General features: G+C 74.2%; 14 protein-coding genes. 3 read left to right on the plus strand and 11 right to left on the minus strand.

Annotation, left to right across the window (positions count from 1 at the left end; translation table 11 throughout):
- Window positions 1-99: 99 nt before the first annotated feature.
- Window positions 100-1041, minus strand: a complete 942-nt coding sequence (locus ACIQOE_RS04145; protein WP_401409548.1) for a 5-dehydro-4-deoxyglucarate dehydratase — start codon at window positions 1039-1041, stop codon at window positions 100-102.
- 109 nt (window positions 1042-1150) lie between these two features.
- On the opposite strand from ACIQOE_RS04145, the gene ACIQOE_RS04150 reads away from it, so the two are divergent.
- Both ACIQOE_RS04150 and ACIQOE_RS04155 read left to right on the plus strand, forming a co-directional pair.
- Window positions 1151-1927, plus strand: coding sequence for an IclR family transcriptional regulator (locus tag ACIQOE_RS04150; protein ID WP_399008175.1), 777 nt, complete (start codon window positions 1151-1153; stop codon window positions 1925-1927).
- A 236-nt stretch (window positions 1928-2163) separates the two neighbouring features.
- A complete protein-coding gene (locus tag ACIQOE_RS04155) occupies window positions 2164-3345 on the plus strand; it encodes an MFS transporter (protein ID WP_351319535.1) in 1182 nt (393 codons plus the stop codon).
- On the opposite strand, the gene ACIQOE_RS04160 is transcribed toward ACIQOE_RS04155, so the two are convergent.
- The 10 genes from ACIQOE_RS04160 to hrcA all read right to left on the minus strand — a co-directional run bounded on the left by ACIQOE_RS04160 (window position 3342) and on the right by hrcA (window position 14176).
- Entirely contained in the window at window positions 3342-4364 is a 1023-nt protein-coding gene (locus tag ACIQOE_RS04160; protein WP_365559733.1) for an adenosine deaminase, read from the minus strand. The genes ACIQOE_RS04155 and ACIQOE_RS04160 overlap by 4 nt on opposite strands.
- 20 nt (window positions 4365-4384) lie before the next feature.
- Window positions 4385-5290 (minus strand): ribonuclease Z, encoded by a 906-nt coding sequence (locus ACIQOE_RS04165; protein WP_401409551.1) that lies wholly within the window; start codon window positions 5288-5290, stop codon window positions 4385-4387.
- A 6-nt stretch (window positions 5291-5296) separates the two neighbouring features.
- Entirely contained in the window at window positions 5297-5650 is a 354-nt protein-coding gene (locus ACIQOE_RS04170) for a histidine triad nucleotide-binding protein (protein WP_363019140.1), read from the minus strand.
- Between the two features lie 79 nt (window positions 5651-5729).
- Entirely contained in the window at window positions 5730-8939 is a 3210-nt protein-coding gene (locus tag ACIQOE_RS04175; protein ID WP_401409553.1) for a S41 family peptidase, read from the minus strand.
- 46 nt (window positions 8940-8985) lie between these two features.
- Window positions 8986-9534 (minus strand): hypothetical protein, encoded by a 549-nt coding sequence (locus tag ACIQOE_RS04180; RefSeq protein WP_351319525.1) that lies wholly within the window; start codon window positions 9532-9534, stop codon window positions 8986-8988.
- 99 nt (window positions 9535-9633) lie between these two features.
- Window positions 9634-10026, minus strand: coding sequence for a VOC family protein (locus ACIQOE_RS04185; protein WP_351940226.1), 393 nt, complete (start codon window positions 10024-10026; stop codon window positions 9634-9636).
- Between the two features lie 49 nt (window positions 10027-10075).
- Window positions 10076-10822 (minus strand): 16S rRNA (uracil(1498)-N(3))-methyltransferase, encoded by a 747-nt coding sequence (locus ACIQOE_RS04190; protein ID WP_351319522.1) that lies wholly within the window; start codon window positions 10820-10822, stop codon window positions 10076-10078.
- The gene (locus ACIQOE_RS04195; RefSeq protein ID WP_351319520.1) at window positions 10819-11916 is read right to left on the minus strand and encodes a nitronate monooxygenase; all 1098 of its coding nucleotides are present in this window, start codon (window positions 11914-11916) and stop codon (window positions 10819-10821) included. The genes ACIQOE_RS04190 and ACIQOE_RS04195 overlap by 4 nt, the downstream gene beginning before the upstream one ends.
- Before the next feature lie 106 nt (window positions 11917-12022).
- Window positions 12023-13159 carry a molecular chaperone DnaJ gene (gene dnaJ, locus ACIQOE_RS04200; RefSeq protein WP_351319518.1) on the minus strand — a complete coding sequence of 379 codons (1137 nt, stop codon included), beginning with the start codon at window positions 13157-13159 and terminating at the stop codon, window positions 12023-12025.
- Complete coding sequence (hrcA, locus tag ACIQOE_RS04205) at window positions 13160-14176, minus strand: heat-inducible transcriptional repressor HrcA (protein ID WP_351319516.1); 1017 nt, start codon at window positions 14174-14176, stop codon at window positions 13160-13162.
- Window positions 14177-14339: 163 nt separating this feature from the next.
- Between hrcA and ACIQOE_RS04210 the strand changes: the two genes are divergently transcribed.
- On the plus strand, window positions 14340-15062 hold the full coding sequence (locus tag ACIQOE_RS04210; protein WP_401409557.1) for an MBL fold metallo-hydrolase: 723 nt from the start codon (window positions 14340-14342) through the stop codon (window positions 15060-15062).
- The last annotated feature ends 34 nt before the right edge of the window (window positions 15063-15096 follow it).

The raw sequence follows: 15096 nt of genomic DNA on the forward strand, positions 1-15096 counted from the left end.
GACGGCGGCTCCCGGCATACGACCGCTCCGACGAGCCCCGTCACGCAGCGTGCGGTCGCCCTCCGTCCGGTGCCGGGCGCCCGCCGGTGGCCGCGGGGTTCACAGGGAGGCTCCGACGAGGTCGAGGCCGGTGGTCAGCAGCGTCTGGAGGCCGGCGAGGTGGGCGGCGCTCGGGTCGGTGAGCGGGGCGCGCACGGGGCCCACGGGCCGGCCGCGCAGCCGGGCCGCCGCCTTCACCAGCGAGACCGCGTATCCGGGCACCAGGTCGCGGAGTTCGACGAAGGGCACGTAGAAGTCGCGCAGCAGCTTGTCGACGGTGCCGTGGTCGCCGGCGCCGAGGGCGGCGAAGAAGGCGTCGGCGATCTCGGGCGCGAAGGCGTGCACGGCGGAGGAGTAGGCGGGGACGCCGACGGCGGCGTAGGCGCGGGCCTGGATCTCGGCGGTGGCGGCGCCGTTGAAGAACAGGAAGTCCTCCGGGGCGGCGAGGGTGAGCCGCTGGAGCCGGTCGAGGTCGCTGTGGCCGTCCTTGAGCCCGATGACACCGGGGACGCGGGCGATGCGGGCCAGCGAGCCGGCCGTGTAGGCGACCTGTCCGCGCTGGTAGGCGATGAGCGGCAGGGACGTCCGGGCCGCGATCCGCTCCAGCTGCGCGACCAGCCCGTCCTGCGGGGCGGCGACGAGGTAGTGCGGCAGCACGAGCAGGGCGTCGGCCCCGGCCTCCTCGGCGGCGCGGGCGAACCGGGCGGCCTGCGCCCAGCCGTACCCCACTCCGGCGACCACCGGTGTCCGTCCGGCGGCCTCCTCGACGGCGACGGCCACGACCTGGCGGTACTCGTCCTCGTCGAGCGAGAAGAACTCGCCCGTCCCGCAGGCCGGGAAGAGCGCGCCGGGGCGGGCGGCGAGCTGCCCGCGGACGTACTCGCGGAATCCGTCCGGGTCCAGGGACCCGTCGGCGTGGAAGGCGGTCAGCGGGAACGACAGCACCCCGCCCGCCATTCCGTCCCGCAGCCTGCGCACCACGTCCTCCGGCTGTCCGGCCACCGAATCCATCTCCCCACGTAGACGTCATACACGTATGAGAACCAAGACTAGATATGCGAACACCCCCCGTCAACGGCGCACCCCGCCCCCGCCCCCTTACGATCGGCACATGTCCGAGACAGCAGGCGTCCGCGAGGTGAAGTCCGCGGCGCGCACGGTGGAGCTGCTGGAGCTCCTCGCGGCCCGCGGCGACCGGCCGGCCCGCCTCCAGGAACTGGCGGACGAACTCGGCGTCCCGCGCAGCTCGATGTACGCGCTGCTGCAGACCCTGATCGCGCGGGGCTGGGTGCGCACCGACACGACCGGCTCCCTCTACGGCGTCGGCATCCGCACCCTGCTGACCGGCACGACCTACCTGGACTCCGACCCGCGCGTCCGCCTGGTGCGCCCCTACCTGGACGAGGCGTCGCAGAAGCTGGGCGAGACCGTGCACCTGGCCCGCCTGGACGGCCGGGACGTGGTGTACCTGGCGACCCGGGAGTCCCACGAGTACCTGCGCACGATCAGCAGGGTGGGCCGCCGGCTGCCCGCGCACGCCGCCGCCCTGGGCAAGGCGCTCCTCGCGCAACGCCCCGGCGAGGACCTCCCCGAGGGGCCGTACGAGGCCCTGACCCCGCGCACCCGCACCACGCGGGAGGCGCTGGCCGCCGACCTCGCCGAAGTGCGCGCCCGCGGCCACGCGATCGACCGCGAGGAGGCCGTCACCGGCATCACCGGCTTCGGCTTCGCCCTGCGCTACGACACCCCGGCCCAGGACGCCGTCAGCTGCTCGGTGCCGGTGACCCGTCTGACGCCGGAGCACGAGGACCGGATCGTCGCCGTGATGCGGGAGGTCCGCGCGAGGATCGAGGCGGCGACGACCGGAGGCACCGTCAACTGGCGCTGACGGAAAGGGACTTCACGCGCGGGCGCGGACCGGGCGGTGCCGTGCGGCCTGCCACGGCGCGCGGCGCTCCTACCCCTCGGCCCACCCCGCAAACAGAACATGACCCAGATCACACCGCCTCCCCTTCTTCCGCCCTCCCCGCGCTTGATACAAATTGCCCGCGCGTTCCTGTCCGTCGACGGCCTGCGCCCCCTCCCCCCGCTCCGTCGCTCCTTTCGCATGCCCTGGGAACGCCCGTGTTCGCCCGCACCACCCCCTGGCCGCTCGTCGCCCTCTTCACGGCCGGGTACCTCTCCCCCTACCTGCTCCCGACCACCGTCGGCCGGCTCGACTCGGGGCTCCCCGTCTCCGCCACCCAGGCCGGCGCCATCGGCAGCGCCCTGCTGCTGAGTTCCGCGGCGGCCGGTTTCCTGCTGGCCTCCCGCGTGGACCGCATCGGCCCCCGCACCCTGGCCCGCGCCGGACTGCTGCTCGCCGTGCTCGGCTACGGCGGCGCCGCCCTCACCGGGCACGTCCCGGCGGTCGTGGCCGGCGTGATGGCCGGCGGCTTCGGCTCCGGCACGGTCACCGCGGTGGCCGCCACCGGCATCGCGGCTCAGCGCGACCCGCACCGCGTCACCACGCTCGGCCTGCTCGGCGTCTCCGCGCTCGCCGCGGCCGTGTACCTGACGGTCCCGCACCTCGGACCCGGCCACGCCCAGCCGCTCGCGGCGATCGCGCTCACCGCGCTCGCGGTCTGGCCGCTCACCGGCCGCCTGTCCCCCCGTACCGCCCGGACCGTCGCCGTCACCTCCGGCCCGAAACTGCCGCACCTGCGCTCCGGCCTGCTGCTGGCCGCCGCGATGCCGTGCTGGTCGGCGGCGCAGAACTCGCTGTGGGGAGTGAGCGGCCGCATCGGCCTGACGCAGGCGCACCTCGGCGAGGTGACCGTCGGCGTGGTCTTCGCGGTGGCGCTCGGCGCCGGCCTGCTGGGCGTGGTCGCGGCCGGCGCGCTCGGCCCGCGGCTCGGGCAGGCCCTGCCGATCGGCCTGGGCACGGTGCTGATCGCCGGCTGCATCGCGCTCAGCGCGTCGGCCACGGACCTGACGACGTTCGCGTCCGGCGAGATCGCCTGGAACCTGCTCTACCCGGTCGTCCTGTCGTACGTCATCGGCCTGGCCGCCTCCCTGGACCCGCGGGGCCGCTGGGCGGTGCTGGTCGGATCGGCGTCGTCACTGGGGACGGCCGTCGGCCCGATGACCGGCAGCCTGCTGTCGGCCGCCGCCGGGTTCCCGGCGATGGGCGCGGTCCTGGCGGCGGGCCTGCTCGCGGTCGCGGTCCCGCTGACGGCGGTGGCGCTCGGGCGCAGGACCACCACCGTCACGACGGCCTACCCGTCCCTCACCGACGAACCGGTCCGCCTGGACGTCGCCGCCTAGCCCCTGCCCGGTGTGCCGTGGGGGCCGTCGCCGAACTCGTAGGCGTCCACCTCGGCGAGGTAGCGGGAGCGCAGGTCCTCGTCGTCCTCCAGGAAGGAGGCGCGGAAGGAGTTGCGGGCCAGCTCCCGCATCTGCTCCTTGGTCAGGCCCAGCGCGTCGCGCACGGCGTGGTAGTTGTCGGCGACGTAACCGCCGAAGTAGGCCGGGTCGTCGGAGTTGACCGTGCACAGCAGGCCCGCCTCCAGCATCGCCCGCAGCGGGTGCTCGGCGAGGACGTCGACCGCGCGCAGCCGTACGTTCGACAGCGGGCACAGCGTCAGCGGGATCCGCTCCCGCACCAGCCGGGCGACCAGGTCCGGGTCCTCCATGCAGCGCAGCCCGTGGTCGACGCGCTCCACGCCGAGCAGGTCCAGGGCCTCGGTGATGTAGGCGGGCGGCCCCTCCTCACCGGCGTGCGCCACGCGGCGCAGCCCGAGGTCGGCGGCCGTCTCGTACACCTCGCGGAACTTGGCCGGCGGGTGGCCGACCTCGGCCGAGTCCAGCCCGACGCCGATGATCCGGTCCAGGTGGGGCCGGGCGGCCTCCAGCGTCTCCAGCGCCGAGTCGGCGGACTCGTCCCGCAGGAAGCACATGATCAGCCGGGTGGACATCCCGTGGTTCTCGGTGCTCCGGCCGAGCGCCCGCCACAGCCCCTCGACGATCGTGCGCATGGGCACGCCGCGCGCGATGTGCGCCTGCGGGTCGAAGAAGATCTCGGCGTGCCGCACGCCCTGCGCGGCGGCCCGCGCCAGATAGGCGTTCGCCAGGTCCTCGAAGTCCTGCTCGGTGCGCAGGACGGTCATCAGCTCGTAGTACAGGTTCAGGAAGGACTGGAGATCCTTGAACAGGTAGGCCTCGCGCAGGGCCTCGGTGTCCGCGTAGGGCAGCACGACGCCGTTGCGGGCGGCCAGCCGGAACGCCAGCTCCGGTTCCAGCGTGCCTTCGATGTGGAGGTGCAGTTCCGCTTTGGGGAGGGGCATCAAAGCATCGTAAGGCCGCTTCACCTGCGCTTCGGAACCGGCACTCGGAGCAGGTCGTAGGCGACGGTCAACTCGCCCGCGTAGCCCACGTCCCGTGCCTGCCGCTCGAACTCCTCCGGGTCCGGGTAGCGCTGGCTGAAGTGGGTCAGCACCAGGTGCCGGACCCCGGCGTCGCGGGCGACGGCGGCCGCCTGACCGGCGGTCAGGTGGCCGTGCTCCGCGGCGAGCCCGGCGTCCTCGTCGAGGAACGTGGACTCGATGACGAGCAGGTCGCAGTCCTCGGCGAGGGCGTGCACCCCGTCGCAGAGCCGGGTGTCCATCACGAACGCGAACCGCTGCCCGCGCCGCACCTCGCTGACCTGGTCCAGGGTGACGTCACCGAGGACGCCCTCGCGCTGGAGACGGCCGACGCCCGGGCCCCGCACGCCGAGCGCGGCGAGCCGGTCGGGCAGCATGCGCAGGCCGTCGGGCTCGACCAGCCGGTAGCCGTAGGACTCGACCGGATGGGACAGCTTCCGGGCCTGGAGCGTGTATCCGGCGGTGACGGCCAGGTCGCCGTCCGCGTCGACGGGCGCCTCGGTGACGCCGACGGTCTCCCGGTAGGCGGTGGCGTACCGGAGCCGGTCGAAGAACCGCTGCCCGGACCTCGGGAAGTGCGCGGTGACCGGGTGCGGGACCTTGTCGAGGTTGATGCGCTGGACCACCCCGGCGAGGCCGAGGCTGTGGTCGCCGTGGAAATGGGTGACGCAGATCCGGTTCAGGTCGTGCGCGGCGACCCCGGCCCGCAGCATCTGCCGCTGGGTGCCCTCGCCGGGATCGAAGAGGATGCCCTCGCCGTCCCAGCGCAGCAGGTAGCCGTTGTGGTTGCGGTGCCGGGTGGGCACCTGGCTGGCGGTGCCGAGGACCACCAGTTCACGGACGGACACGGCGGTCTATCCGGGCGGCCACTGCAGGCCACGGCCGCCGAGGACGTGCGCGTGGGCGTGCCAGACGGTCTGGCCGGCGCCGCCGCCGGTGTTGAAGACGATGCGGTAGCTCTCCAGCTTGTCCTCGTCGGCGACGGCCTGCGCCTCGCGCAGTATGTCGGCGGCCACCGCGGGTTCGGCCGCGGCGAGTTCGGCCGCGTTCGCGTAGTGGACCTTGGGGATCACCAGGACGTGCGTGGGCGCCTGGGGGTTGATGTCCCGGAAGGCGACGGTGGTGTCCGTCTCGCGGACGACGGTCGCGGGGACCTGGCCTGCGACGATCTTGCAGAACAGGCAGTCGTCCTCGGGTTCCCCTGCCATGTCTTCTCCTCACCGGTGATCAGCTTCGTGGGCATCGTAGTCGGTCCGGCCGCGGGAGGGCGGGGGCCGGGCGCCGTCCTCACCCGGGCAGCGACGGCGGGGTCTTGGCGGGCGTGGTCCGCAGCGCCTCCAGCGCCAGCCGCACCGCCTCCTCCAGCTGGGGATCCCGGCCCGCGGCCCAGTCCTGCGGCGCCTGTACGACCTCCACGTCCGGGTCGACGCCGTGGTTCTCCACGCCCCAGCCGTACCCCTCCAGCCAGAACGCGTACTTCGGCTGGGTGACCAGCGTGCCGTCGACCAGGCGGTAGCGGCTGTCGATGCCGATCACCCCGCCCCAGGTGCGGGTGCCGACCACCGGGCCGATGCCGAGCGCCTTGATCGCCGCGTTGACGATGTCCCCGTCCGAACCGGAGAACTCGTTCGCGACGACCACCACCGGGCCCCGGGGCGCGTCGCCGGGGTAGCTGAACGGGCGCATGCCGCGCGGCACGTCCCAGCCGACGATCCGGCGGGCCAGTTTCTCCACGACGAGCTGCGAGGTGTGCCCGCCGCGGTTCTCCCGGACGTCCACGACGATGCCCTCGCGGGCCATCTCCACGCCGAGGTCGCGGTGGATCTGCGCCCAGCCCGGCGCCTGCATGTCCGGCACGTGGAGATAGCCCAGCCGGCCCTCGGACAGCTCGCGCACCCGGGCCCGGCGGCCGGCCACCCACGCGTGGTAGCGCAGCGGTTCCTCGTCGGCGACGGGGACGACGACGGGGTGGCGCAGTTCGCCGCCGCCCGCCGGGGACACGGTCAGCTCGACCGCCTTGCCCGCGGTGCCGACGAGGAGCGGGCCGGGTCCGGTCACCGGGTCGACGGGGCGGCCGGCGACGGCCACGATCGCGTCGCCGGGCCGGACCGCGACGCCCGGCGCGGCGAGCGGGGAGCGGGCGCCGGGGTCGGAGGTCTCGGCGGGCAGGATCCGGTCGATGCGCCAGCTGCCGTCCGGGTGCCGGGAGACGTCGGCGCCGAGCAGGCCCTGGCGCGGCCCGTGGCCGTGGCCGCCGCGCGGGGTGACGTAGGCGTGCGAGGTGCCCAGTTCGCCCTGCACCTCCCAGAGCAGGTCGACCAGGTCGTCGTGGGTGGCGACGTGGTCGACGAGCGGGCGGTAGCGGTCCAGGACGCCGTCCCAGTCGAGGCCGCCGAGGTCCGGCCGCCAGAACTGGTCCCGCATGATGCGGCCGGTCTCGTCGAACATCTGCCGCCACTCGGCGGCCGGGTGGAGGGTCTGCCGGACGCGCGACAGGTCGACGGTGACGTTGGTGTCGCTGTCGTCGTCGCCGGAGGCACGGCGGTCACTGGGTACGACCCTGAGCTTGCCGTCGGCCCACAGCAGGACGCGCTTGCCGTCGCCGCTGACCTCGAAGTGGTCGGCGTCGGAGGAGAGGTACTCGATGCGCTGCTGGGCGAGGTCGTAGCGCTCCAGCTCGGTCTTGGGCTCCGGGTCCTCGGGGTGGGCGCGGGAGGCGCCGAGCACACCGCGCACCGGGTGCCGCAGCCACAGGACGCCGTCCTTGGCGGCGCGCAGACCCGAGTAGCGGCCGGCCTCGACGGGGAAGGGCACGATCCGGTCGGCGAGGCCCTCCAGGTCGACGCGGGTGGCGGGGGTGCCCTCGGCGTCGGGGGTCTCGTCCTTGTCGGGGGTCTCGAAGGGGCGGCCGTGCCGCTGCGGGCCGAACGGCGAGGGGGTGGTGGCGGCCAGGGTGATCAGGTGCGGCCGGTCGCCGACCACGAACGCGAGGTCGAAGACGTGCTCGTCGTAGACCGGGTCGAAGGAGCGGGTGGAGAGGAAGGCGAGGTGCTTGCCGTCGCGGGTGAAGGCGGGCGCGTAGTCCTTGAAGCGCAGCGGGGTCGCCTCGGTGACCGTGAGGTCGGTGGTGTGCGCGATGCGGAGCTGGGCGAGCCCGCCGACACCGGGGTGGGACCAGGCCAGCCAGCCGGAGTCGGGCGAGAACGTGAGCCCGCCGACGTCGCCGTCCTCGCTGCGGTCGACCTCGCGCACCTCGCCGGTCTCGCGTTCGACGAGGAGCAGGCGTCCGTCGTGCGCGGCGACCGCGACCCGGCCGCCGTCGGGGGCGACGGCGAGGTCCAGGACCCGGCCGAGCTGCCCGGCGGCGAGCCGGCGCGGGGTGGCGCCGGGCACCCGGCCGGTGGCGGGCGCGAACTCCAGGGCGTCGTCGCCCTCGGCGTCCGTCACCCACACCACCCACTCCTCCGCGTCCGCGCGGAAGGTGACGGGCATGCGGGCGCGCACTCCGGGCTCGGCGGCCAGGGCGCGGGCCGGACCCGACCGGTGGGTCACCCAGTGCACGCCGCCGCGGACCAGGACGGCGCTGCCGCGCGCGGTGTGGTCGGGCGAGGCGGCGGAGAACCAGTGGGCCGCGTTGACCGGGCCCGGCTGCCGGTCCACCCGGGCCCCGCCGAGCCGGATGTCCAGCCGGCGCGGCTCGGCGCCCTCCAGGTCGTCCAGGAGCCAGAGCTCACCTGCCGAGGCGTAGACCACGCGGGTGCCGTCACCGGCCGCGTGCCGGGCGTAGAAGCCGCCGAGGGGGGTGTGCCGGCGCAGGTCGGAGCCGTCGGCGAGGGAGGAGTACAGCGCGCCCGTCCCCTCGTGGTCCGAGAGGAAGGCGATCCGGTCCCCGGCCCACACGGGCTGTTCGATGTTGCCGTCGAGTTCCTCGTGCAGCCGGACGAACTCGCCCCCGCCCTCGCGGTCGATCCACAGCCGGCCCGCGGTGCCGCCGCGGTACCGCTTCCAGGCGGCCGCCTCGCGTCCCATCGTCGCGGAGAGCAGCACGGTGTGCGGTCCGAGGGCGACGTGGCCGACCGGGCCGTAGGGCAGCACGGCGGAGGGCCCGCCGTCGAGCGGGACGGTCCTGGCCCAGCTGCGCCGCAGGCTGGCCTGGCCGTAGGTGCTGATCGCGAGGACCTGTCCGTCGGCGGTCCAGCCGCGCACCTGGGTGCGGGAACTCCCCCAGTGCGTCAGGCGGGTGGCGGAGCCGCCGTCCACGGGGGCGGTGTGCACCTCGGGGGCGCCGTCGCGGGTGGAGGTCCAGGCCAGCGTGGTCCCGTCGGGCGAGATGCGCGGCAGGGTCACCGGGACGTTGTCGGCGCTGACCCGCCAGGCCCGGCCGCCGTCCAGGGGCGCGAGCCACACGTCGTCCTCGGCGGTGAAGGCGACCAGGTCGCCGTGGACATGGGGAAATCGGAGGTAGGACCGCGGTCCTGTCGCTGCACCCTGAGTCACCCGCTCAGACTATGCACGCCGGGCCGGTCGCGGTGACCGGTTTCGATCACTTGCCCTGCACGGGCCGGCACTTGGGATCGTCCTCGCACCAGAGGGTCCTCGTCACGGTCACGGTGGGACCCGGCCGCTGTCCGTAGGTGGGCGGCCGGTAGGTGCTGCCGACGGGCGCGGGGGTGGCGTCGCAGTCGCCGAGGCCCGTCACCCGGAACCACTCCTTGCCGCCCACCTTCGCGACGAGGTTCCCGCGCACGCAGGCCCCGCTGACCGCCTTGGTGATCCGCCCGGTGACGGTGATGTCCCGGCCGTCCTTGGTCCTGCCCCGGCAGTCCACGGAGACGACGGCGGTCTCGGACGCCGAGGGCGTCTTCGGCGCGGCCGAACCGTAGTTGCCGGTGCAGGTGAGCCAGCTGACGTCGACGTGCTGCCGTTGCAGCTCGGCGGTGGCGGTCCGGTCGGTGGTGTACGCGACGGTCGCGGAGTTCAGGTCCGTCGGCCGGCAGCCCGCCAGGCCGATCACGGCGATCACGACGAGCCCCGCAGCGGCCGCGGGCCCGGTCACGCGCGGCCGTCGCCGAAGCGGCCTCGATGCCCCCATGACAGGCAGACTGCCACCGACCGGTCCGTGACGGTAGGGGGCGTGCGGCCACTCACGTGTTCGCAGGGGTCACCCGCACGGGGCGCGGCCCGTGTCTCGTCAGGTGAGCAGCAGCAGCCATTCCTGGAGTTCCACCAGGTTGCCCTCCGGGTCCTTCAGGTGGGCCACGCGCATGCGTTCGGTCATCGGCGCCGGTCCGTGCACGAGGACCGCGCCCCGCGCGGCGAGCTGCTCGCAGTAGGCGTCCAGGTCGTCGACGCGCAGCACCACCAGCGAACGGTGCCCGGTCGCGGTGTCCCCCAGCTCGCCCAGCACCTCGGCCATCATGGTCCGGTCCTGCAGGGCTATCCCCGCCGACCCGGCGTGCGGACTGAACTTCTCGTACGGTCCCTCGCTCGCCCCGGACTGCGGCTTCAGCCCGAGCACCTCGGCGTAGAAGCGGTAGCAGGCGGCGAAGTCGGAGACGAGGAGCCGGACTTGGGCGAGTTCCACGGCGCGTTCCCCCTGGGGTGTCGTTCGGGTCGGGGTGGTGTCGTACGGGTCAGGACCACCGGCCGGTCCGGCCGAGGAGCAGGGCCGCGGCCGCGGTTCCGGCGGTCGATGTACGCATCACCGTAGGCCCCAGGGTGCAGGCCCTGGCACCCGCCTCCTCGAAGAGCGCCACCTCGTCCCGGGCGACGCCCCCTTCGGGCCCGACGACCAGCACGATCTCGCCGTCGGCGGGCAGCGGCACGGCGGCCAGCGCCTCACTGGCGTGCCCGAAGTCGGAGTGGAGCACGGCGGCCAGGGCGGCGCCCGCCACAAGTGCCGCGACCTGCTTGGTGGTCGCCGCGTCCGCGATCTCCGGGAAGCGCACCCGGCGGGACTGCTTGCCGGCCTCGCGGGCGGTGGCCCGCCACTTCGCCAGGGACTTCAGGCCCCGGTCGCCCTTCCACTGGGTGATGCAGCGGGCGGCCTGCCAGGGCACGATCGTGTCGACGCCCACCTCGGTCATGGTCTCCACGGCGACCTCGCCGCGGTCGCCCTTGGGCAGCGCCTGGACGACGGTGATGCGGGGCCGCGGCGGCGGCTCCTCGTGGAGGGCCAGGCCCGTCACGACGAGCCGGTCCTTGCCCTCGGCGGCCTTGACGACGCCCTCGCCCCACCGTCCGCGTCCGTCGGTGAGGATGACGTCCTCACCGGGCTGGAGCCGTTTCACGGAGACGGCGTGCCGGCCCTCGGGTCCCTCCAGGACGGCCTCTCCGCCGAGGACGGTCAGCGGGTCGGCCACGAACACCGGGGCGGTCACCGCCCGGCCCCCGTGACGCCCGTGCCGCCGGCCCCGGCGGACAACGCTGTCGCCGCGGCGGCGAGTTCGTCCGCGAGGACCTCCACCAGCCGCGCGGCGGGCAGTTCGCGGACCATCCGGTGCCCCTGCCCGGCCCACAGCGCCATGCCCTGCGCGTCCCCGGCCGCGGCGGCGGCCTTGCGCAGCGGCGAGGTGAGGTGGTGGACCTCGGGGTAGGCGGCGGGCGCGTACGGGCCGTGCTCGCGCATGAAGCGGTTGACCAGGCCGCGGGCGGGCCGCCCGGAGAACGCCCGGGTCAGCGCGGTGCGGGTGAACAGCGGGTCGGTCAGCGCCCGCTTGTGCGGTTCGGCGGCGCCGGACTCGGGCGTGGCCAGGAAGGCGGTGCCCAGCTGGGCGGCGCTCGCCCCGGCGGCGAGGACGGCGGCGATCTGGCTGCCGCGCATGATGCCGCCCGCCGCGACGACGGGAAGGGCCACGGTCTCGCGTATCCGGCCGACCAGCGCCAGCAGGCCCGTCCCGGACCCGTCGTTCTCCGGCACGTCCCGGTGGGTGCCCTGGTGGCCGCCCGCCTCCACGCCCTGGGCGATCACCGCGTCGGCGCCGGCCCGTTCGACGGCGAGCGCCTCCTCGGCGGTGGTGGCGGTGACGAGGGTGAGGGTGCCCGCCCGGCGCAGCGCCTGAAGCGCCTCCGGGCTCGGCACGCCGAAGTGGAAGGAGACCACGGGCACCGGGTTGTCGAGGAGGACGGCGAGCTTCGCGTCGTAGCCGTCGTCGCGGCCGCTGTCCGGGTCGCCGAGCTCGGTCTCGTACCAGGCGGCCTCACCGGCCAGCTGGTGCGCGTACACCTCCACCGCGCCGGACTCGGCGTGCTCGGGCTGCGGCATGAACACGTTCACGCCGAAGGGCCGGCCGGTCAGTCCCCGCAGCTGCTTGATCTCCTGGTACATCCCGTCGGCGGTCTTGTACCCGGCGGCCAGGAAGCCGAGGCCGCCCGCCTCGGACACGGCGGCGGCGAGCTGCGGCACGGAGACCCCGCCCGCCATCGGGGCCTGCACGATCGGAAGCGGGAAGAGATCGGTCAGTGCGGAGGACATGACGGCATGTTGTCACGTCCTCCGAACAAGACCGAATCGGGCCGCCCCTTTGGCACATGCCACATATGTCCGGCCCGCGGGGGCGGCGCCCCGGCCCGGCGGCCCGTCAGCGCCCGTTGAACGCGTCCTTGAGACGGCTGAACAGACCCTGCTGGCCGGGCTGGAACTGGCCCGTCGGACGCTCCTCGCCGCGCAGCTTCGCCAGTTCCCGCAGCAGCCGCTCCTGCTCGGGGTCGAGCTTGGTCGGGGTCGTCACCTCGACGTGCACGATCAGGTCGCCGCGGCCGCCGCCGCGCAGGTGCGTGACACCGCGCCCGTGCAGCGGGATCGACTGCCCGGACTGGGTGCCCGGCCGGATGTCGACCTCCTCCAGGCCGTCCAGCGTCTCCAGCGGCACCTTCGTGCCGAGGGACGCCGCCGTCATCGGGATCGTCACCGTGCAGTGCAGGTCGTCGCCGCGCCGCTGGAACGTGGAGTGCGGCAGCTCGTGGATCTCGACGTACAGGTCGCCGGCCGGACCGCCGCCGGGGCCGACCTCGCCCTCGCCGGCGAGCTGGATCCGGGTGCCGTTGTCGACACCCGCGGGGATCTTCACGGTCAGCGTCCGGCGCGAGCGCACCCGGCCGTCGCCGGCGCACTCGGGGCACGGCGTGGGCACGACGGTGCCGAAGCCCTGGCACTGCGGACACGGCCGCGAGGTCATGACCTGGCCCAGGAAGGACCGCGTCACCTGCGACACCTCACCGCGGCCGCGGCACATGTCGCAGGTCTGCGCCGAGGTGCCCGGCGCCGCGCCCTCGCCGTTGCAGGTGTTGCAGACGACGGCCGTGTCGACCTGGATGTCCTTGGTCGTGCCGAAGGCCGCCTCGTCCAGCTCGACCTCGATCCGGATCATGGCGTCCTGGCCGCGGCGGGTGCGCGAGCGCGGACCGCGCTGCGACGCCGTACCGAAGAACGCGTCCATGATGTCCGAGAAGTTCCCGAAGCCGCCGGCCCCGAAGCCGCCCGCGCCCGCGCCGCCGCTCTGCGAGAGCGGATCGCCGCCGAGGTCGTAGACCTGCTTCTTCTGCGGGTCCGAGAGCACCTCGTAGGCGGCGTTGATCTCCTTGAACCGCTCCTGGGTCTTCGGATCCGGGTTGACGTCCGGGTGCAGCTCGCGCGCGAGCCGACGGAAGGCCTTCTTGATCTCTTCCTGCGACGCGTCGCGGCGCACGCCGAGAACGGCGTAGTAGTCCGTGGCCACTTACGACTCCGCCAGGATCTGTCCGACGTACCGTGCCACCGCTCGTACCGCTCCCATCGTTCCCGGGTAATCCATGCGGGTCGGTCCGACCACGCCGAGTTTGGCGAGTGCCTCGCCGCCCGAACCGTAGCCGACCGACACCACGGACGTGGAGTTGAGTCCCTCGTAGGCGTTCTCGTGACCGATGCGTACGGTCATGCCCGAATCCCCCGCCTCGCCCATGAGCTTGAGGAGCACGACGTGCTCCTCCAGCGCCTCCAGGACGGGCCGGATCATGAGGGGAAAGTCATGTCCGAAGCGGGTGAGATTGGCGGTACCGCCGATCATCAGCCGCTCCTCGTTCTCCTCGACGAGCGTCTCCAGCAGGGTGGAGAGCACCGCCGAGACCGTACCGCGGTCCTCGGCCTCGAAGGCTTCCGGCAGATCCTCCACCAGCCGGGGCACGTCCGAGAACCGGCGGCCCGCGACCCGGCTGTTGAGCCGTGCCCGCAGATCCGCCAGCGCGGACTCCCCGAAGGGCGCCGGACAGTCGACCATACGCTGTTCGACCCGTCCGGTGTCGGTGATCAGCACCAGCATCAGCCGGGCCGGCGCGAGCGCCAGCAGTTCCACGTGCCGCACGGTGGACCGCGTCAGCGACGGGTACTGCACGACCGCGACCTGCCGGGTCAGCTGCGCCAGCAGCCGCACCGTCCGCGCCACGACGTCGTCGAGGTCGACGGCGCCGTCGAGGAAGTTCTGGATGGCCCGCCGCTCGGGCGCGGTCATCGGCTTGACACCGGCGAGCTTGTCGACGAACAGCCGGTAGCCCTTGTCGGTCGGGATCCGCCCGGCGCTGGTGTGCGGCTGGGCGATGTACCCCTCGTCCTCCAGGGCGGCCATGTCGTTGCGCACGGTCGCCGGGGAGACGCCGAGGTTGTGCCGCTCGGTCAGCGCCTTCGACCCGACCGGCTCCTCGGTACCGACGTAGTCCTGGACGATGGCGCGCAATACCTGAAGCCTGCGTTCACTCAGCATGCGGCGCCACACCTCCAGAAAGTCGTCCCCGCGGCCTTTCGGGTCTTTCGTCTGGCACTCTGCGATCCCGAGTGCCAGCGTCCCCGGCCCAGTGTACGGCCGTCGGGCACCGACCGGGCAAGGTCGGCCGGGACCCGTTGCGTTCTGCAGCTAGCGTCCCGGTATGACGGTGACTTGGGAAGAGCTGGGCTGGGAGCGGCTGGCCGAGGGGGTCGGCCGGTGCCGGCTGCCGGGCTGGGACTGCACGGCCGGGCTGGTTCTCGGGGCGGGCCGGGCCCTGATGGTGGACGCCGGGTCGAGCCTCGCGGAGGGCGCGCGGTTGCGCGGGCAGGCGCGGCGGCTGGCCGGACGCCGTGTGACCGATCTCGCGCTCACCCATCCCCACTTCGACCACGTCCTCGGCGCCCCGGCGTTCGCGGGCGCCGACGTGTACGCGGCGGCGGGCGTAGAGGCCGTGTTCGGGCACGGCCGCGAGGAGATCCGCCTGGACGCGGTCCGCAACGGCCTGCCGGCCGCCGAGGCCGCCGAGGCGGTGGCCGCGCTGACGGAGCCCGGCCGCGCGGTGCGCGGCGAACGGACCCTGGACCTCGGCACCGGCCGCCGGGCCCTGCTGGCCGCCGTGGGCCCCGGCCACACCCGGCACGACCTCGCGGTCCTCGTCCCCGGCGACCCCGCGGTGGTGTTCTGCGGCGACCTGGTGGAGGAGTCCGGCGAGCCGCAGACCGGACCCGACGCCGTGCCGTCCCGCTGGCCGGTCGCGCTGGACCGCCTGCTGTCCCTGGGCGGCGAGGACGCCCGGTACGTGCCCGGTCACGGAGCGGTGGTGGACGCGGCCTTCGTACGACGCCAGCGCGACGCGCTCGCCGCCCGCTTCGGCGTGTCGTGACCACGCCGCCCCCGCTTCTCCTATCGTCATCCGA

Origin of the sequence: Streptomyces sp. NPDC091282 (genome assembly GCF_044757385.1) — a bacterium.
In the GTDB taxonomy this organism is placed as follows: Bacteria; Actinomycetota; Actinomycetes; order Streptomycetales; family Streptomycetaceae; genus Streptomyces; species Streptomyces gramineus.

Excerpts from the sequence above, each read along its gene's own strand:
- ACIQOE_RS04150 (WP_399008175.1), top strand. The coding sequence starts at position 1,151 with ATGTCCGAGACAGCAGGCGTCCGCGAGGTGAAGTCCGCGGCGCGCACG.
- ACIQOE_RS04160 (WP_365559733.1), bottom strand. The coding sequence starts at position 4,364 with ATGCCCCTCCCCAAAGCGGAACTGCACCTCCACATCGAAGGCACGCTG.
- ACIQOE_RS04170 (WP_363019140.1), bottom strand. The coding sequence starts at position 5,650 with ATGGCAGGGGAACCCGAGGACGACTGCCTGTTCTGCAAGATCGTCGCA.
- ACIQOE_RS04180 (WP_351319525.1), bottom strand. The coding sequence starts at position 9,534 with ATGGGGGCATCGAGGCCGCTTCGGCGACGGCCGCGCGTGACCGGGCCC.
- ACIQOE_RS04195 (WP_351319520.1), bottom strand. The coding sequence starts at position 11,916 with ATGTCCTCCGCACTGACCGATCTCTTCCCGCTTCCGATCGTGCAGGCC.
- hrcA (WP_351319516.1), bottom strand. The coding sequence starts at position 14,176 with ATGCTGAGTGAACGCAGGCTTCAGGTATTGCGCGCCATCGTCCAGGAC.
- ACIQOE_RS04210 (WP_401409557.1), top strand. The coding sequence starts at position 14,340 with ATGACGGTGACTTGGGAAGAGCTGGGCTGGGAGCGGCTGGCCGAGGGG.